Annotated in this window: 18 protein-coding genes and 1 pseudogene; all 19 read right to left on the bottom strand. The window is 41.9% G+C overall.

The window, feature by feature from the left end; genetic code table 11:
* Window positions 1-29: 29 nt before the first annotated feature.
* Window positions 30-1,733 (bottom strand): phage tail spike protein, encoded by a 1,704-nt coding sequence (locus SB847_RS06010; RefSeq protein ID WP_335433447.1) that lies wholly within the window; start codon window positions 1,731-1,733, stop codon window positions 30-32.
* A gap of 14 nt (window positions 1,734-1,747) precedes the next feature.
* Window positions 1,748-2,587, bottom strand: coding sequence for a phage tail family protein (locus SB847_RS06015; RefSeq protein WP_129004154.1), 840 nt, complete (start codon window positions 2,585-2,587; stop codon window positions 1,748-1,750).
* Window positions 2,581-7,068 carry a phage tail tape measure protein gene (locus SB847_RS06020; RefSeq protein WP_335433448.1) on the bottom strand — a complete coding sequence of 1,496 codons (4,488 nt, stop codon included), beginning with the start codon at window positions 7,066-7,068 and terminating at the stop codon, window positions 2,581-2,583. Before SB847_RS06020 ends, SB847_RS06015 begins: the two co-directional genes overlap by 7 nt.
* A gap of 196 nt (window positions 7,069-7,264) precedes the next feature.
* The gene (gene gpG / locus SB847_RS06025) at window positions 7,265-7,642 is read right to left on the bottom strand and encodes a phage tail assembly chaperone G (RefSeq protein WP_014418189.1); all 378 of its coding nucleotides are present in this window, start codon (window positions 7,640-7,642) and stop codon (window positions 7,265-7,267) included.
* A 61-nt stretch (window positions 7,643-7,703) separates the two neighbouring features.
* A complete protein-coding gene (locus SB847_RS06030) occupies window positions 7,704-8,312 on the bottom strand; it encodes a major tail protein (protein WP_014418190.1) in 609 nt (202 codons plus the stop codon).
* A gap of 14 nt (window positions 8,313-8,326) precedes the next feature.
* Entirely contained in the window at window positions 8,327-8,710 is a 384-nt protein-coding gene (gene gp17, locus SB847_RS06035; protein ID WP_014418191.1) for a tail completion protein gp17, read from the bottom strand.
* The gene (locus tag SB847_RS06040; RefSeq protein WP_043021774.1) at window positions 8,707-9,105 is read right to left on the bottom strand and encodes an HK97-gp10 family putative phage morphogenesis protein; all 399 of its coding nucleotides are present in this window, start codon (window positions 9,103-9,105) and stop codon (window positions 8,707-8,709) included. The genes gp17 and SB847_RS06040 overlap by 4 nt, the downstream gene beginning before the upstream one ends.
* Entirely contained in the window at window positions 9,106-9,420 is a 315-nt protein-coding gene (locus tag SB847_RS06045; protein ID WP_335433449.1) for a phage head closure protein, read from the bottom strand. It abuts the gene before it with no gap.
* Complete coding sequence (locus SB847_RS06050; protein WP_014418194.1) at window positions 9,410-9,712, bottom strand: head-tail connector protein; 303 nt, start codon at window positions 9,710-9,712, stop codon at window positions 9,410-9,412. Before SB847_RS06050 ends, SB847_RS06045 begins: the two co-directional genes overlap by 11 nt.
* Before the next feature lie 17 nt (window positions 9,713-9,729).
* The gene (locus SB847_RS06055) at window positions 9,730-10,146 is read right to left on the bottom strand and encodes a collagen-like triple helix repeat-containing protein (RefSeq protein WP_335433451.1); all 417 of its coding nucleotides are present in this window, start codon (window positions 10,144-10,146) and stop codon (window positions 9,730-9,732) included.
* Window positions 10,147-10,168: 22 nt separating this feature from the next.
* Entirely contained in the window at window positions 10,169-11,461 is a 1,293-nt protein-coding gene (locus SB847_RS06060) for a phage major capsid protein (protein ID WP_335433453.1), read from the bottom strand.
* A 38-nt stretch (window positions 11,462-11,499) separates the two neighbouring features.
* Window positions 11,500-12,126 (bottom strand): HK97 family phage prohead protease, encoded by a 627-nt coding sequence (locus SB847_RS06065; RefSeq protein WP_014418197.1) that lies wholly within the window; start codon window positions 12,124-12,126, stop codon window positions 11,500-11,502.
* A pseudogene (locus tag SB847_RS06070) lies at window positions 12,089-13,369 on the bottom strand (phage portal protein). The gene SB847_RS06065 and the pseudogene SB847_RS06070 overlap by 38 nt, the downstream one beginning before the upstream one ends.
* Window positions 13,370-13,373: 4 nt before the next feature.
* Complete coding sequence (locus tag SB847_RS06075; protein WP_014418199.1) at window positions 13,374-13,544, bottom strand: hypothetical protein; 171 nt, start codon at window positions 13,542-13,544, stop codon at window positions 13,374-13,376.
* Window positions 13,545-13,557: 13 nt separating this feature from the next.
* Entirely contained in the window at window positions 13,558-15,267 is a 1,710-nt protein-coding gene (locus SB847_RS06080; RefSeq protein WP_410577461.1) for a terminase large subunit, read from the bottom strand.
* On the bottom strand, window positions 15,264-15,779 hold the full coding sequence (locus SB847_RS06085) for a phage terminase small subunit P27 family (RefSeq protein ID WP_335433458.1): 516 nt from the start codon (window positions 15,777-15,779) through the stop codon (window positions 15,264-15,266). Before SB847_RS06085 ends, SB847_RS06080 begins: the two co-directional genes overlap by 4 nt.
* Before the next feature lie 227 nt (window positions 15,780-16,006).
* Window positions 16,007-16,372 carry an HNH endonuclease gene (locus SB847_RS06090; protein WP_335433460.1) on the bottom strand — a complete coding sequence of 122 codons (366 nt, stop codon included), beginning with the start codon at window positions 16,370-16,372 and terminating at the stop codon, window positions 16,007-16,009.
* 307 nt (window positions 16,373-16,679) lie between these two features.
* Entirely contained in the window at window positions 16,680-17,318 is a 639-nt protein-coding gene (locus SB847_RS06095) for a hypothetical protein (RefSeq protein ID WP_410577463.1), read from the bottom strand.
* A gap of 49 nt (window positions 17,319-17,367) precedes the next feature.
* Window positions 17,368-18,417: a Kiwa anti-phage protein KwaB-like domain-containing protein gene (locus tag SB847_RS06100; protein WP_335433463.1), complete on the bottom strand. Its 1,050-nt coding sequence runs from the start codon at window positions 18,415-18,417 to the stop codon at window positions 17,368-17,370.
* Between the last annotated feature and the right edge of the window lie 110 nt (window positions 18,418-18,527).

The raw sequence follows: 18,527 nt of genomic DNA on the forward strand, positions 1-18,527 counted from the left end.
AATAAAAAACACTCTTAAAAAGAGCGCTTCTAAATCATCATTCTCAATTTTTGTACATAACGCTTTTGATCTTTTAATCGCTTTTCTTGCTCCATCCGGATATCCTGAATATCTTTACGGAAATTAGCAAAGTTCAATGTTGGCTTTGCATATGGATTTAAGGGCTTATATTGAATGGAAAGCAGCCGGACATCGTCTTCATAGGTTACGCCATAAACTGTATCAGCCAACACATGAAGTGTGTCTCCTTTCCAAAAATCATCTTGTATGTCAAGAAGCTTTGGCTCATAGATGTATTCATAATCCACTTCGATCTCCATTTTCGGGTAAGGATTCACGTATTTTTTAAGCGCCTCCATCATGCTGGACTCTTTTTTATAACGCTCGTCGCGCAGTGGCTCAGCCCACCGCGGCATGCCATCAAGCAGGAACTTATTTTCCTCAGGGTGCTTGTAAAGGACCGGCTCAAAGACGTACTCCGTTTTTTTGCTGTCGGTACTGCTGTTTTCCTTTATTGCTCCGTATCCCCGTGCTCGGGTAGAGCAGCCGTCTGTCGATGTTTTAATTTTAATGCCGGGCATATTATAACGAGAGTCGAGAGTGTGATTGATACGCTTTCCCATCTTTTTATAAACGTATATCTTGTAATTATCCACATCAAGCTCTAAGCCGTAGTCTTCCACAATTTCGCTTATCAGCTCATTCGCGAACTTATCACCAAAATTCTCCTGCTCCACACTTTTAAATTCACTTTCCTTGTCTTTGAAAATGTAAGAGAATTTCGTCCCCTTCAATGTGAAATCAAGCATTTTTCGTACAGTCAGTGTGCCGCTGATCGTCTCTTCTACATAATGGTTGTTCAAAACGGCAACGAAAACATGGCTTGCAGAAACTTTCTTGCTGAGTGTCTTTTCCTGATCGACTTCGATCATCGTGATAAAGTATTTTTGATGGTTAAATTTCTTTTCGTCCAGGTAAAGAATATTGTCATTTATGAGCAAGTCATATTCAATGCCGTTATCAGCAGTCCGAGTGATCGTAAACTCAATATCTTTTTTTCCGGTAGTGTCATCTAATAGATCCGGATCGGCACCAATGACTTCGACCACTTGATTTCCGTCTTGGCTGGAAACATGCAGCTGAGGGAAGTAAACGTCTTTTGGCAAATTTTGATTTAGCGTAATGTCTTTACCATCATATTCTTTACTTGGTATATCCGGCTCAGGATCTGGTGTGCCCGGATTACCCGGTTCATCTGGTACTCCCTCTGATGTATCATATTTCGTTAATTTATAGGTGAAAATGAGGCTATTCAATTTTGTTGCGTAATTTGGGTCAGTAGCATACCCGGCTTTGACAAGAGCCGCAGTTGCTTTCTGATAGTCTGTTTCCCCGACGACAGCTTTATAATGTTTTTTGTCCCAGCTAAGGCCATTTAAGTACAGGTTCGCCAGGTCTTGTATAGATTCTTTCCATGAAGGGTACTTCCTGAATTTAGCCGGAACTTGTACGTTTTCTCCGTTGATAACTTCCCATGTTTGCATGATGACATATTGGCCGTTGTATTCGCCCTTCATACCGAAAAGGTTATGTCCTTTTGTCGCCAATTCACTTGTGCCCCAAGCGCTTTCTAAGCATCCTTGCGCAATGATCAGTGATGCGAGAATACGGTGCTTTTTATATATTTGCTGGGCGTCGCCGGCAATCTCTTTAATAAAATCTGTATTCGCCATATAAACCGCCTGCCTTACAAGTAGTAGAACCGTGTGTCAAATTCTATGACAAAATCATCGGCATTTTGAATTTCAAACTCATTCCAGCCAATTTCGAGATTCGGCAGACGTCCAGATGTTTTTATTGGTTTATTATTGAGCAGCGCGTACTGCTTTAAAAATGATACCTGCTGTGACTTCTTCAACTCCTGTTCAATCGTTAATTTCTCGCCATTAGTATGATTGATTAGCGTTACATTCTTCCCCTTGGCCTTCAATAGGACGTTATACGCGTGATCTAGTGGATTGATTTGGACATCTCCGGAATTAAAGACAGAGAAACGTTTCTGATTCTTAAAATAATAGGCCAGGTTGTCATCTGATTGCAGGTTCATACCAATGTTCCAGTTCTCTCCTGACTGATTCTGCGCTGTTTTGGTTGAATGCTTAGATTCTGCCATTCCGGTAATATTGGTAAACTCGACAGAAAAAACAGCATGTGTTTTCTCCTTTTCTTTGGAAATGCTGAAATTCCCATCACACATAACAAGGAAACGGCGATTCGGCCATAAGTCAGTAGAAATATAATAGGCAAATGGCTTCACCAATAAAGCATAGAGCTGATGCCTAAGCATATAAAAATTGTTGTGAATTTTTGAATTCATATATACTTCTACAGTGACTTTTCTTGATGAATAGGTCACATCACGTGGATGCTGTGCTGAGATAACACCATGACGCCGCGGGATCGTGATTGTTTCCCGATTGATAGCCGGCGCTTCTGCCAAAAAACTCAACACTTCAAATTGAGGGAGCAAGCTGTCAAGGCTCTGCTCCCCCAATCCGTTATCAAAATCCAAAAATAGTTTTACCAAGCAGGCTTACCCCCATTTCTATATTGTTTTCTTCTATATCGGTCAGCGCTCGTTTGGTCTACTCGGGCCCCGTCAATATAAGTGTTGTTATCTTTTAAGACCAGCTGTTGCAGTAGCTGAATGTTCTGCTGGAGAGCGTCAATCTGCTGCCCCATCATGCTGATTTGCCTTTCTTGATTCTCCACGACCCGAGTCATATCGATATTGACACTTCTATCATTTTCAGGCTGTGCTGCGGATGCTTTTTGGAGTAATAGCAAAGCCTTTGAGATCATCCCTTCTTGCAGTGAAGGCAGTACGCCAAGCTCACGCCCAACCCGCGCCCACAATCCGATATTCCTTTCGCGGTATGCCGGATCTTTCGTAATGGTGGTTTCATCGTACCCTCGTTCGTTGAGGACGGCGAGCTTGGAGCCGCCGCGCCCCGGAGAAGTACCGCCCTTTGCATATCCCACATACGGGCCGCCGCGCGCCATTGATTTCAAGCCGGGATGATTTGATATATCTCCATATCGCCCTTTGATGTAATTAATGGCCGCCAGAATGTTGTCCACCGGATTAAGAATGTTGTTATGACCCGGAAATGCGTTAGAGGAAAACGTACTCGGAATGGTCTGCATTAACCCCCTTGACGGGTTTCCTGCTCTTGCATTGGAATCTGTAAGGTTAATGGCATTCGGATTTCCTCCTGACTCTTTCATGGCAATCGTGATTAAGCCGGGAACCCATGAAAACGGGACACCAGCAATGCCGACCGCTTCCGATACCCATTTTTGGACCTGGGCAGATCCGGTTGCTCCTTTATAGGCATCTGCAGTAAAAAATCCCACATCCGGCAAGACCCCTTTTAAGAATTGAAGGGCACCGCTTTTTAGCGTTTTGAGAATACCAGTCCCTAACCCGTCTATTCCGGTCCCTGTTTTAAACGGGATCATTCCTTTGAAAATGCTGCTGATTATCTTTTGCGGTCCTTTGATAATCATATCCATAACGTCAGAGGCGACGTCCTTCGTTTTGCCAATGACATTCTTGCCGACAGAGACAGCGCCTTTCACCAGCTTTTTCGACCCCTCAAACGCATTCTTGAAGAAGTTTCCGACCCCATTTGCATAACCGGGAAGTCCTGTGGCAGCTGCTTCTTTCGACTGAGCGTGCGGAAGAACAGACGTGCCGCGCGGAAGATCCCACACTTGCGGGCCGCCCATTCCGACAATGTAAGTGCCGATGCCGGGCGTGTGAGCAAGCTCCCATCCTTCTTCGCCGACTAATGCCCGGCCGCCTGGGTGGAAGTCTGTTCCCTTGGCATAGGATAATCCTGGTGCGATTTGCATTGTGGAAGACTGGCGACTATCGTACCCTGCTGGTTTCCATTCTGGAATTGTAGGCGCATGAACAAATTTTAAAAATGCATTTATCCCATCAGTAATGGCATTTACTTTGGTTGCCAAATCAACTTTGAATAGATCCCATTTCCCGAGCACTTCTCCTGTTTCCCAATCAACCTGATCAATATGCCCTTCTGCTTGCTTCTTCGCTTCCTTTACGACGCCTTTATGAGTTTCCTCTGCTTCATTAATTGTCTTTTTAGCCTGACTCCTTGCGTTTTTAACTGTTTTATCGTGTTCTTTTTGAGAAATTGATCCTTTTACATAACGCTGCTCATCCGCGGCATCAATAACGGCATCACGTTGTTTCTCAGCTGCTTTAATTGTTTTTTCTTTTGCCTTGTTACTGTCTTTTATAACAGCAGCCGCTTGTTTAGCAGAAAGATTAGACGCCTCTTCTTTTAACTTCTTAGATATCTTTATCTGCTCAGCCTTACTTCGTGAGAGCGCAGTTTCCATTTCAGCAAGCATTTCACCTTTAATTTTTGCTATTTCTTTATCTTCTTTTTCTGTGGTTTTTCGATTTTCCCGGGCGGCAGTTCTATAAATTTCATCCACTCTGTCAACATACTTTTGGATCTTCTTTTGTTTTTTCTCGTTATAGGCATCGATTTTGCCAATGATTTTATTTTCTTCTTTGTCAGACATTTCGTTATTAGAAGCATAAAATTCTTTCAGCACTTTAGTTGCATTGTTAGCGCTGGTTTTGTATCCGTTTTTCAAAGAATCACCCATGTCTTTAAAGCGCTTTGACATGTCACCTGCGATGTCGTTCGTGATGGTAGCATTGGTCGCTTTCAGGGTGTTCAGCTTGGCTGTAACCTCAATGTTCATGTCTTCATAGGCGTTGACGGCTTTTGCTGTGGATTTTGATACACCGTCTCCAAAATCAATTGTTGCCGGGAGCACTCGTTTCTTTAAATTGTCGTAATACTTAAATCCGGCATCAGCTAAAAGAGTCACACCCGTAATTAACGCGCCGACTGGACCGCCTAACAATCCAAGTCCGCCACGTAAAAGACCGACAACAGCAGTGCCTTTTTTAAGTATGTTAAACAGGCCGAAACCGCTTTTTGCAAGCTTCATAAATCCGCCTGCCCCTTTTACGGCATTTAATCCGGTTTTGATAATTCCGGCACCGAACTTTAACAGCTCAGGAGCAAAGGTAAGAACGAGTCCGGCAATTGTCCCGATTGGACCTCCGAATAGAGTAAGCCCAGTACCGGCCACCCGGGATGCGCCGCCAAGCCCGCGCATCGCTTTCGAGCTTCTATTTGTCGATTGCTCCAGCCGGCCCACTCGTGTCGCTGCCACGGCGTTTGTTTGGTTGAGTCTTTCCATCCGGGTGGCTGCTACCGTTGCCGCAGTAGAAGTTGTCGCAATGCCAGCTGCCGCTGTTCGGGATGCAGCGCCTGCCGCAACGGCTTCAGTCGTATAAACGCCGAGACTTGTCGATGCCCGATTGACGTTACCGGTTAAATATCCCCCCGCTGTGCGGAGCATGTTCCATCCTGCGGCGATCCTCGGTAAAGCTCCAAGTACCAACAAAAAAGCCCCGCCCAAAAGAGAAAATACCGTAACTGCTCCACCTGTAATAGCAATAGTGCTTGCGACGGAGTGCGGTAAGGCGTCGAACCACGTCACTAATGAGGTCAGACCCTCAGTAGTAGCTCTGATGATCGGTATAAACTGGTTTCCCATGGTGATGACGGCGTTGTTTGCTGCAGATTTCAGATATTCTACGGATCCGGCCAGATTGTCCATCTGCTTGTCAGCTACTTTTTCAGCAATGCCGCCGCTGTTTTCTATTTCCGCTGTAAATTCTTGCAGTTTATCTTTCCCTGCATGCATGAGTGTGATAAAACCAGATAGAGCATTCTGTCCGGCAAGCTGCTTGGCGATCCGGATCTGTTCTGTTTCAGTATAATTTTTTGTCTTTTCTGTGATCTGTCCCATGATGTCGGCCAGTGGGCGCATCTTGCCGGTAGAGTCCGTCACTTTCAGACCTAATTCCTCAATTGCGGAAGCTGCCGGCTTAGGCGGAGCCGCCAAACGTGTCAGCGTTGCTCGAAGGGCTGTTCCGGCCATGTCTGCTTTAATTCCGCTGTTTGCCATAATACCGGTTGCTGCAGCCAACTCTTCCATGCTGACACCTGCTGTTTTAGCAGCCGGAGCCGCGTATTTCATCGTTTGGCCAATCTCTTGCAAAGTGGCATTGGAGTTCGTGAACGTATACGTCATTGCATCAGCAACACGGTTTGTGTCCTCTGCCTTAATATGAAATTCAGTTAAGATGTCAGAAACGATATCAGCCGTAACGCCGAGGTCGGTTTGTCCGGCGGCAGCCGTCGCAAGCAAGCCGGGCATAGCACCGATAATTTGGTTCGTCTTATAGCCGGCCATCGCTAAATACTGCATGCCTTCGGCTACTTGCCCATCCGTATATTGCGTAACAGCGCCGAGATGTCTAGCTGTTTCTGTTAATGATGCCAATTGATCGTCCGTTGCGTTCGCCAATGCGGCGACACGGCTCATATCTTTCTCGAAGCTTGCTGCGGCCTTAACGGTTGCACCGATCCCAAGCGCTCCGGCGGCACCAATCCCCGCTAACGCCTTTCCTGTGGCTGTTGCGGATTTATAAACAGCGTTCAGCTCTTCTGATACATTCTTTGAATCCTTTTTAAAAACAGAAAAAACGCCTGCAGCCCGACTGCTGCTGTCTGACATGGTCTGAAACTCTTTGCTGACTTTATTCATCTCTTTGCCGAGATTCTCATGAACCGCAATAGCATCATTCAAACGCCGCGCCTGAATCTGTGTCTCACGGTTGTCTTTTCCTTTTTGTCTGACCAGTTCTTCATACCGTTGACGGTGTTCCTGAACTAATCTGCCTTGAATCTTATACTTATTGCTTAAGCCCTCCATCTGTGATTGCAAGAGCTTTGATTGGTTGCCAGCATTTTTATAAATGCTTCCGGCTGCCTTCATTTCTGAATTTGCCAGGCGCATCTGCCTTTTTAAGCCTTCAATTCCTCGGTTAAATCCTGTATCATCAAGACCGACCTTAACGACCATATTTCCTATAGGTTGAGCCATATGTATCCACCCCGCTTTCCTGGCAAAGATTCAACAAAAAAGACAGGCTATAAGCCCGTCTAAAAGAAGACATCTTCAAATTTCACTTCTTCTGGTTTATTGGTTTCGGTCAATATCTCTAAATAGTGATATATGTCCATCTCGTCAATTGCGTTCATACTCCACCCTTGTTGCAGGAGAGTGGCGTAAATTTCATTTATTTGCTCGATTCCGCGCTCGTAGGTGTATTCTTCTCCGTCTGTTCCGGCAAAAAATCCTGATCAGCAGCCTCAATTTCTTTATAGCCAGCAACTTCCGAGAGAATGCGGCTCACTTCTTTCGCAACTTCAAAAGATTCCAGCCCCTCAAATAATTGATCATAAGTAAATTGATTGCGGAATATCCCAACAATAAATTGCAGCTGTTTTTCGAGGATTTTGATGCTTTTCTCCAAATTATCCGCTGTTTTTTCCGCTTCTGCATTTAATCGTAATGCTTCAAGAAGTGTTTTTGTATTGGTCCGGGGTGCAATAAATGTTTTAAATTTCTTTTCATCTTCGAACCATAGTTTAATAGAAATATGTTTTTGAGCCATGTTGACTCCTCCTTTTCATGCGAATACAAAGGGAAGCTCTTAAGCTTCCCTAATCCCTAAGTTAAGCACCTAGATCTGTACTTGTTTTTTGATCGGCAGTGGATGATGTATAGGCACTGCCATACACTTTTTCATAAAACTTATCTAAATCGAAATTAGGAGCATCTTCATCCGCGATCACTTTATATACATCATCTTGGTCTCTTTCAAGAAATTCAGCTGACAACTTAGAAGTTTGAAAGTCCACTTTTTCTTTTTTTGTATTCCAGTCGTCATCAGGCAGCGTAAACCGACCTTGGACTAAGCCGACATATCGTCTTTTTCCATTAGCTTTCACACCAAAGAAAGTCATAGCAATCCAAGGCGGAGTAACATTCTTCTTAAATAAATACAGTCCGTCTGTGGTTTCCTCTATCCCAAACAAATTGACAAGGTGTTCTGGCGGAACATCTCTCATCTCTAAGTCTAATTTCGTTGAACCAGTTGAAACAGCAAGGTCAACTACCTTGTTATCAGCATATTGCTTTTCTGTAGATGAATCAGTTGCCATCTTTGCATTTATTGCATGTGGATAGTCGACAATCTTGCTGGCAACCCACAAGCCGTTTTCTTTTTTTAATGGTGCGTATTGAACGCCTTCTAATCCCACCATTGAGCTGTATTCAGGCATCATAAAACCTCCGATTATAGTAAAATGTTTGCCTCAAACCGATAACCTTTCCGAATGAGGCGCTCTGATTGTAGAAATTCATTGATAAGAACTGTCGTTTGAAAATCCAGTTTTCCCATAACATCCAAGATAGCCGCCATAATTGGATCACACGACTGGTTGTGATACACATCAATTTGATACAAAGTGCTATCTTTAATTGGATGCCCGTCTGCCCATTCAGTCGTTCTGTACTCTAATTCTTGAACCACAATGTAAGGTGGTTGGCTTTCCAAACCTTCTGGCACAGCCAGTTCATAGATGTTTTCAGGGCCAGTCAGCATTAAAAGCGCTGGATCTTTTTCCAGCGCTTCAAATACTTTATTTTTTAGTTGTGATGATCTTTCTACTAGATTCACAGTTTAAAGCCTGCCTTTATGACTTTTTCCATTGCATCAAGCATCTTGCCATTCGCCTTTACCATACTCCGGTGAATAAATGGATTGGCAGCTTGATGGAGCGTGCCGAATTCCGGCAAGTGAACACGGAATTTTGTATCTTTTGTAGGGCCTACAACTGCGTATATCTCTCCGTCTTCATCCCTTCTGATTCGGCTGCCAACGATAATATCCTCATCAATGTGATGGTGGCTGCCGCCGATGGCAGAGCGCGGCGCTTCATCGTTGATCTCTGCCGCTAAAATTGTTCCTCCTGCTTTCACAGCTGCTTTATGGATTTTTTCATCCTTACGGGCCAGTTCTGCGAAAGTGGACTCCAATTCTCTAAAACCTTTCAATTCCAGTTCGAAATTCATTTAACTCACCACATTTGCCTTGATCGTAATAAAATGGCGGCGCGAATAGTTCGGCAAGATAGCCTCAATTTCATATGAATCGCCCTGAAAGACGATTCGCATATGTTCATTGATATCTTCCCGGTGCCGGATTGTAAATTGAACTGTTTTTTCTTTTTGTATGGCCGCTGCAGCATAATATTCCCGGCCCTTTAAGCCCTCCGCCTTTGCCCAGCATTCAATAACTGTTTCCCACCTATCATTTCCCTCAACAGGCAGACGGCCGCCGGGCTTCTTTTTTTGAAATTGAATGCGGTAACGCATATCATTCAGCATCTGACGCCCTCCCCGGCAATGTATATTTCAGCTGATTGATTAACGAGGTCAGCACACCGTCTAAATTAGATGTTGTACCAGCTATTTCCCTGTTCTCATACCAATGTGCCACAAAAGCATTTACGCACATGGCGGCCCGGGCTGATTGATTGGGAAAAGCAAGGCCCGTTGCCGAAGTGATGTATTCTTTTGCGGAGGCAATGAACGCGAGAATTAAATCGTCCTCCAGGTCACCATCAACCCGGAGGAATTTTTTCGCTTTTTCTAATTCTATTTTTTCAGCTTCTGTCATCTGGCATCACCTGCCTTTCATTCTGCAGGAGTAGTTGATTTCAGTTCATCAATTTGTTTTTGCATACCATCAAGTACAGCCTTCACTTCACTGTTCAGATGATCCATCATGACGCTGCCTGTTCCAATGTTATTGCTGCGAACTGATTTGTCAGCAAGCATTTCATGTACAATGCTGCCCTCATCAATAACTGCTGGATCACCTTTTTCGCCTTTAGGACCTTGCTCGCCTGTTTCACCTTTCGGACCAGCAGGACCAGGTTCCCCCTGCGGTCCTGGTTCACCCGGATCCCCTTTAAGCCCCTTTACAAAGAGTGGGTTTTCTTCGCTATTGTCAGCAACAGAAATATCCGTAATAGGCGCTCCTTCCCCGTTGTCTCTTGCTGACGTTAGCACACCGTTACTTTCGTTTAGAATGTTGTTTAGTTTTGCCATCTTTTAATCAATCCTTTCAGTATTAGTTTCCAAGATCAGCAGATTGTTCAGGTGTTTCCACTTTTGCATCCTCACCAACAACAAGATCAGTTACAATGATTGCAGCTTCTGGATCCACTACTTTTCCGTCGAACCGCTCAATACCGCGGAAATATGTCTGATCCGTAAGAAAGGCATCTCCGCCAACATCTGTAGATTTGATTTCAAATTTTTGACGATCAAACATGAAGTAGCCGCGTTTAAAGTCGCCGAAAAGAATGTGTGTTTTCTGTGTTTTATCATCCGTAAGGACTTCATCATAGATTTCAACCGGACGCCCAAATAGCAAGAAATTATCCTCATTTCTTGGATCCTCCGCTAAAATGCCGCGGCCGTTTTTGTCTTCGATATTTGCTAGGGTTTCAAACGCTTCAGTATTCATCACCCAAACAGCGTTACGTCGATAACCGCGCTTAATTTGGTTTTTCACTTTTCTTAAAAACTTAATCGTAATGAGTGACGGCGCTTTAATAGACTTGAATTTGCCGCTGCTAATGATACCTTCAACGTTTTTCTCACCACCGTCTCCATAAAAAATTTCATCATTCTCTGTTACAACGGCTGATTCAGACAGCCAGTCCACGATCTCTTGAACAAAATTCACAAATGAATCATTTAACAACTCACTGGAAACAGGCATGATTCCGGCAAATTTCTTGACGTTATACCAAATTTGATCAAATTCCATATTCTTCAGTTCTTTAATCTGTTCTTTCTCCGCTGTGTTATAAAGTTTTCCGGCAACGCCTTTACGAACCGTATAATTTCCGGATGGCGCAGTTTTCGGAACAACACGGATCAGATTACGAACAGAGTTTAGTTCCTGGATAGATTTCAAAATTTCTTTTGAAATATCATCCGGCACTGTATAGCCGCCGTCTTTATCGCTGCCTGCAGATAATGCACGGTTTTCTTTCAAAACGCGTTCCATCATGTTTCGCTCTTCTGTTTCAAGATCATGGCTGCGGCCGGTTAGCACCTTCAACCACGCTTCCCGGTATTCTTTCGTCGCTGTTAAGATATTGCGATCTTCCGCCTCTTTCTTTGGTTCACTTTTGATTTCTGCAGCAAAGTTTCGTTCCTCGCCAATCTCCGGAAGTTCTAAACTGCGGCCCTCTGTCATTAATTCAATTTGACCCTGCAGCTCTTTTGCTTCTTCAAGCATGCTGCGAGCTTCTTCAGGCTTTCCATCCTCCAAAAGATTTGAAGCCTCTTGTTTCTTTTGTGTGAATTTTTGTCTTAATTCACGTTCCTTTTTTGTCATTGCTACTGGCATTCGGGTATCCTCCTTAGATTTGAACATAAAAAATAGACCTATAACGTTAGGTCTAAAAGTTCCAATTCCATTTTTAGTTTTTCTATTGGCGCATCGCGCATTTCTTTAATCTGTTCAACTTTTTCTAAACTGCGTTCACCGATCACAGCCTCCGTATCGTTATAAGCAGGCGTTGTAACAAGTGATATGTCAAAAATACGCTCGATGTTATTGATTCGACGTTCATATACATCTTCTTCATCATTATGACGCCATTCATCCGGCTCATTCTTGTTATAATTTAGTGAAAAGGCGAAGGAACACTGATTAATGACTCCGCTTCTGATATTCTCCATTAAATCTTTAGCATACGTCGTATCTGTGGGGGTAAAACGGAATTTTAGACCAATAGCATCTGTCTCTAATTCAAGCCGCCCAGCATCGCCAGAAACGGTGTTTCTCGCTAACGGATAATCCTGGCGGTGATTAAAAAGCGCTACTACGTTTGAAAGGTCCGTGGAAGCTAATGCATCCCGGCTGATGATTTCTTTAAACCATCCACCTAAACGCTCAGACCATTTTTCAAATTTTAAGGCGTAACCCTCAATAAAATCTCTTTTTTCTTCCCCTTCACCAGCAGAACGCAACTCAATCTTCGTTGTTAGGTGGCGAACTTCCTTGCTCATGTATGTCCTCACCTCCCTTAACGGAACCTGATTTGTTCATTTGATACTCCTCCAATGAATCAAGGAATGTATAGTTAAGCGATACAAGGTGCCTATCACCGTGTTCAATTGCGTTTTTCTCTTCAAAAGCACGAATTTCATTTATATTTAATGCACTGATCCGTTCCATAATTTCATAATACTCCGCCCTAGATTTCGCATCACCGCGCAGCTCGCTGTTTACATTGAATTTGATATAGAACCCGTCTTTAATCTCTTCATCAGTAAAGAGTTTCGTAATAATTTCCTGTTCAAAAGAAACCAGCCACGGCTGCAGCGTGTTTTTTACGTATTCAATCGATTGGTGTTCAATATTATTGAATGTTGCCCGGTCCAGCTCATTGATTTTATGCAATGGAACTTTAAAAATAGATGCGATTTGTGCCTTATTAAATTTCATAGACTCCACAAACTGAGCTTCTTGCAACGGCATAGATATTGATTCATAAGAAAGACCGGCATCTATAATTGCAATGTTCCGACCGGCATTTACCTTTTCCCATTCATCTCTTGCCCGCTGTTTTGCATCTTCGTCTATTAAAGTCGGAACTTATAAGATTCCCCGCGGTGTCGCATCATTTTTATATAATTTCGCATTAAATTTTGTGGCAGCCGACTGCGCGCCAATATGCTCCCTTATAACTCCGATAGGACTCTTACCGTTGATCCCGTCTTCTGTCATACCCTTGAAATGCAGGATTTCATCTGCATACAATTCAACACTTTTTGAATTAATGACCGTTTCATACCACAGCATACCTGTGTTTGGGTTTACATAGGCTTGCGTATTGGCCGGGTTTAATGGCAATAGAGCTGTAATAAAGCCATTCCGATCTGTTTTTATATAAGAATAGGCATTCCCCCACGTACAAGCATGAGTCATCATGAGCTTTTTCCAAGTAAAAGCCGTCATGTATTGATTCGGTTTGAGATAAAGCAATTGGGCAACAGGATGATCCATACTGCTTATAATATTTCCTTGCTTCTTTTTGAATGTATGGACGGCAAGCTTCGCAATGTCATCAGACAAGACATTTACACATGAAAAAACATCTGGGTGGATAAGTGCTGTTGATTCACTGACGCGTTCACCGCTAGCTGTTTTTGAGCCGCCGAACATATCTATAATCCAATCAGGAGGATTTGCGAGGCCCCAAGGCTCTTCATCATTTGATCTCTTAGAAAACAGCCCTTCCAAAAACAATTAATCACCTCCTTTTCTTACTGAGCAGCAGTGCATAAAATATAAAAAAGACACCTGTCAAAACAAGACCGATGTCTGTGTGCAAACGATATGCAGCTGCCAATATAAAAGCAGCACCTATGATAAAAAGAAAATCATTTAAAAAAAGCATCATGGCTGTCAGTATTTTCTTCACTTCTACACCACCTTTAGAAAGAAAATGAAGCTGACTTGATATATGCGTTTAAATCAACCTCATTATTGATTTGAGAAGCCCGTACATACGCATTTACAAGCGCGGCGGCCGGGTCAATCCGTTGGGTTGATTTTGATTTATCCAGCATGATGTTCTCTTGAGCATCAACTTTTGTTACAGCGTTCCCCATTGCCCAAGTTAGAAGATCATTTTTCGGGTGTATGATTTTTTTGGACTTGACCTTTGCTCTGAAGTCTTTTGTCGGCTCTGAGAGTGTTGCCACCCCTTGGCGGATTTCAACCATTACATATCCGTCTGCCTCCATTTGCTGAGCGAACTGAGTAGCGTTATATGGATCGTATCCGATTTCCTTGATGCGCCAGCCATGTTCCTTCTCCATTTTCTTAATATACGCTCTGATATAATCGTAATCGACGACAGCACCATCTGTTGTTGTTAACCAGTTCTTTTTCTCCCATACATCGTAAGGGACCTTATCCGTGTTCATCCGCTCATGGAATGTATCCTCTGGCATAAAGCCGTGACTATCAACCGCAAAACTGCCGTCATCTAACGGGAAGATGAAAGATGCGGCGGTTAAATCAATCGTTTTTGACAAGTCAATGCCGACATAACATTCTCGGTTCTTCAGCTCAGGAAATTCATCCGAACCGCAATCCGCCCAAGCTTGCATATCCATATAACCATTCTCGCGCATATTAACCCAAATGTTCATATTCTTTGTCATGAAATTTCTCATCTTCTCCGGCACAGCAAGCGCTACTTCCAATTCTCCACGTAAATAATTCAGCCCGTATTCGTTAGCTGCCACAATAGGGTTTGCTTTTATCCAATTGCGCTCATCTTTAATGTCATCGTCTTTATCTAACTCATTAATCATCACAAAATACTTTTCATTTTGCTCAACTTTATTGGGATCCAGTATACGTGAAACGTAATCGTATTCCACACGATAGGCGGGATTATTTAGCTCAAACCCTGCTGTCGTAATAATCATCATTAACGGTTGAGCACGAGCAGCCATACCAGAAGCGAGTACATCGTAAATCTCTGAAGTTTTATGAGCGTGATATTCATCGATGATGCCGCATTGCGGGTTGAACCCGTCCCCCGTTTTACCTGCATCTTTCGAAAGCGCCTCTATTTTTGACTGTGTTTTGGGATGTTCAATCTTACCGTAAGCAATTCGGTATTTCTTCTCCGGCTTATTCAAAAGGTCACTTTGCATAATCTGTGCTTTAATTTCGTTCCAACAGATTTTTGCCTGTTCCGTTTTTGTTGCACCTATGTAAACCTCGGACATGTATTCGTCGTTAGCCATTGCCTCATAGGATCCAACACATGCCAGGCTTTGTGTTTTTGTGTTTTTACGGCCAACCTGCCAATACACTTTTTTAAATCGTCGATAGCCGTTATCCTTATGCACCCAACCGTACACATTGCCGAAAATAAATATTTGAATAGGCTCCGGCACAATATTTTCACCTTGCAACGGCCCTTTCGTATGCTTGAATTGTGTCATCCAGTAAAGAAAGCGACGCGCTTTCTCATCATCAAAGACGTACGGAAACTCTCTGGTACCTTCTCGGCTGATATCATTTAAAAAGCGCTGACAAGCCCACACGTGTTTTTCACATGCGACAATCTCACCCGATATAACGTCGCGTGAGTAATCAATAAGAAATTGTTTTATTGTCTTCATACATTACCAAACTCCTTTTCCGCAGCCGTCTTTTCTCGTTCCTCCTGTGTGCGGGTAATAGCGAGTTTTGCCCGGGCAGATGGCGTAAGGCCGAAATCATTCGCAGCTGATTTCATTTGATCATAGTAATTCTTTTGCCGCTTCAATAACGGATGCTCTTCACCAATCAACTGAATAGGATTTCCATCCTCATCATGTCCCTCGGTATGCACCATGATTCCATCTTTTTCAATGATTTCTGAAATGGAAACATACTGAGAGTACGCATTACAATAGGCGGCCAACATGCTGATATCTGCTTCAGTAATAATCTCCACCTCAGATAACAAAGCAGCAACCCTTTTAAATTCTTTTTTCGCAATTTTATTTAACCAAGGTGGCGCTTTAATATTGTCGGAGCGCATTTTTATCTTTTTTTCGTGGTCAGCACGGGCAGCCAGCTCATCCGTATTCTTTTTGTTAGGATTGCCTTGAATTAATTGAAGTGTTGCAGATTTAGCAGGTCTCGGCATGTTTTCACCTCATTTCGTTTCAAAAAAGTACGTTTTTTTCTTGTTTTTTTCACCAATCGTGATACGATGGAATCAAACACAAAACCAGTCGTACCAAGCCCTCTCGGTTGATTTGCCGAGGGGGCTTTCTGCTGTTTCCGGAACTTTGAAAAGCGGTGTTTGTTTACAGAAGGGGGATCGCCGTTCTCCGTTCGTTTCCCTTCCAGAGATTTGTTAGGGGGGGAGGGTCACTTGCCCTTACTGCCGTGAGCCTTGTTATGACAGGCATTACACAAGCTTTCAAGGTTCTTTATGTCCAATCGTTTCGACCAATCTTGCTTTACTTCCACTATATGATGCACCATGTCAGCCGGAGTAAAGCAATGATTTTTCAAACAATGCTGACAGAGATAATTGTCTCGTATCAAAGCAAGTTGTCTTGTTCGTTTCCATTCAGTTGATTTATAAAAACTTGTTATTGTTTTGTTTCTTGAATGTTTGTTGTAATGTTTTGTTTCTTCTTGTTGTCGTGTCTTGTGTGCATCACAGTACCTTTCCCGGGTAAGAGCATGGCAACCACGGGAGGAACATTCCTTTAGGGGCTTGGGCGGCATGAACTTACATCCTTGTTCCTTTGTTTCGGTGTGAATGCCAAAAAGAATTGAAGTTCATATACATTGATTCCATCAATATCCCTTCATTCTGTCCCGCCATATTTATCCCCTTACATGTCTTCGTCTCTTTTTCTATGCTCTCTCCATACTGTGTTATGAATCCCATGTATGCAACCTCCTTACATTCCCTCTAAACCGACACCGTACTCAAGCCGTTAGCCGCCAATTGTCTCCTTGAGATTTATCGGAATCAGTTTACAGGGAATATAAAAAAGCACCCCGAAGGATGCTTTAAATAATGAAACGTTTATGCTTTTGTAATAAGATATATGTTGCTTATTAATCTTCTCCCTCTGTATCTATCATCTAAGTCTGGATTTTTGCTTTTAGTGATTATGATTGCTTTGATTCTAACTGATGGATCTTCTTGCTCAGCTTCTTTAGAATGTTGAGAAATAATTGCTTCATAAACCTGGTATCCAGTCGTAAAGAAGAGGGGGCAAACGCTTATAAAATCAGTTTTCACGTATATAATAATAACAACAACAATAATTAAAAATGAAACAGCTAAGTTAATAAATGATTCATAGTCTAAAGAAAACAAAGGTAGAAGAAGAGACATCAGAAAAAAAGTATAGTCATTTACACTTAATTTTTTTATGCTTCTTATTGCAAATTTCAAGCCTGTATTTCCTCTGTTTAAATTGCTTTCCTGATCTTTAAGTAGCCACCTAATAACGAGTTTATACATTAGGTATGAAAACAAAATTATAAGCAAGATAACAATAAATTCAACACCATTTTTAGTTAAGGTCTTTTCTATATACTTTATTATTTTAATATTCCCAAACAAATTAAGGCTATCAATAAACCGATAAACCATAATTAAAAAGAGAGGGAGGTATGCAGTATACCAGAGATAATATTGTTCTTTTTTCCCCCACAACATCATTTTCTCCTCTCCATTTAAAAAAGGGAACCCTTACTAACAATTATTATTCATAAGCTGCTACTACTTTATAGTTCTCAGTTAAAAAAGATCGAGCAATCTTATCGGCAAAAAAATGAATTAAAGGTTTTGGATTTTCACCTTTTTTAAACTTTATTCTTTTATTTTCAAAATCAATAAAACTAAATAGATCCCATATAGTACCTAGTTCTTCTTTATATTTCTCTTGTTCTTCTGGATTTTGCGGTGTTCTCTGTTTTAAAATAGATAATTCATTACATCTTTCTTCAAATTTTTCTTGAAGTGCATCTAAAGTGTCTGGTTGTATTTGGGCTAATCCTCTAGAAAAAATAAATCTTTTACAACTTTTCTCGAACTCTTCGATATCCGCCTCAGGACCCTCAAAAAACGGCATGGAAACTATTGTCTCAAGGTTTGCATCCCTCTTCTTATTAATTTCATCTCTATAATCAAATGTATATTCGAAGTTTGTAACATTGTCGATAAAAATCATATTATCAATTAAAATAAAATCAAAATTTCCACCTAAATCAATTACAGTATGTTCAACAAACTCAAATTGGTTAGTGTTTTTAAAAATTAGCTTTCTCTTCCTCGAAGTATTTTTTTTAGCCCCTTTGTCACCTCTATAATAACCAAATAACGCTTCTTTCCCATTATAAATAACTCGAGCAATAATAAAGTTTGTTTTTTTCTCGTCATACATTTCACTATTATTTCTAATAGCTTTAATTAAATCATCTTTCTTCTTTTTCAAGGTTTGTGATTTATTTATATCTAGTTTAGCTAATTGTTCTTTTCTTTGTATCTCGTCATTATAGTCCCCTATATAAAATTGACCAGCTTCGTCACCATCCTGCTTTTTTAAGTCCTTTAACTTACCTACCAGCTGTTTCTTAGCCCATAATAGGACATCAGAGGCTAAAGCCACTTCTGATGACTGATAATATATATCAGCTTCTTTTTGCTTTTTTAAAAGGTATAAAGAAAAATCAAATTTACCTAAGTCATCTTCTTTTCTTTCATCCAGCTCCGTTAGAACATTGATTATATTGTGTGTATCGTTTAAATTCATATTCTTCCCCCCCTTTTTTAATTATCGGACAACTATTGGGGGAAAGAAACATTCTGCAAAATTTGTCGAACGAAAGTAGCCTTTCATAAATAGATGGCAACCGTAAGACG

The organism is Bacillus sp. SIMBA_026, assembly GCF_046535335.1.
GTDB lineage: Bacteria > Bacillota > Bacilli > Bacillales > Bacillaceae > Bacillus > Bacillus velezensis.

Coding starts and splice junctions, on each gene's coding strand:
- SB847_RS06080 (WP_410577461.1), bottom strand. CDS start 15,267: ATGAAGACAATAAAACAATTTCTTATTGATTACTCACGCGACGTTATA.
- SB847_RS06045 (WP_335433449.1), bottom strand. CDS start 9,420: ATGCTGAATGATATGCGTTACCGCATTCAATTTCAAAAAAAGAAGCCC.
- SB847_RS06065 (WP_014418197.1), bottom strand. CDS start 12,126: ATGAGCAAGGAAGTTCGCCACCTAACAACGAAGATTGAGTTGCGTTCT.
- SB847_RS06030 (WP_014418190.1), bottom strand. CDS start 8,312: ATGCCTGAATACAGCTCAATGGTGGGATTAGAAGGCGTTCAATACGCA.
- SB847_RS06050 (WP_014418194.1), bottom strand. CDS start 9,712: ATGACAGAAGCTGAAAAAATAGAATTAGAAAAAGCGAAAAAATTCCTC.
- SB847_RS06090 (WP_335433460.1), bottom strand. CDS start 16,372: ATGCCGCCCAAGCCCCTAAAGGAATGTTCCTCCCGTGGTTGCCATGCT.
- SB847_RS06010 (WP_335433447.1), bottom strand. CDS start 1,733: ATGGCGAATACAGATTTTATTAAAGAGATTGCCGGCGACGCCCAGCAA.
- gpG (WP_014418189.1), bottom strand. CDS start 7,642: ATGGCTCAAAAACATATTTCTATTAAACTATGGTTCGAAGATGAAAAG.
- SB847_RS06060 (WP_335433453.1), bottom strand. CDS start 11,461: ATGCCAGTAGCAATGACAAAAAAGGAACGTGAATTAAGACAAAAATTC.
- SB847_RS06055 (WP_335433451.1), bottom strand. CDS start 10,146: ATGGCAAAACTAAACAACATTCTAAACGAAAGTAACGGTGTGCTAACG.
- SB847_RS06100 (WP_335433463.1), bottom strand. CDS start 18,417: ATGAATTTAAACGATACACACAATATAATCAATGTTCTAACGGAGCTG.
- SB847_RS06085 (WP_335433458.1), bottom strand. CDS start 15,779: ATGCCGAGACCTGCTAAATCTGCAACACTTCAATTAATTCAAGGCAAT.
- SB847_RS06020 (WP_335433448.1), bottom strand. CDS start 7,068: ATGGCTCAACCTATAGGAAATATGGTCGTTAAGGTCGGTCTTGATGAT.
- SB847_RS06040 (WP_043021774.1), bottom strand. CDS start 9,105: ATGAATTTCGAACTGGAATTGAAAGGTTTTAGAGAATTGGAGTCCACT.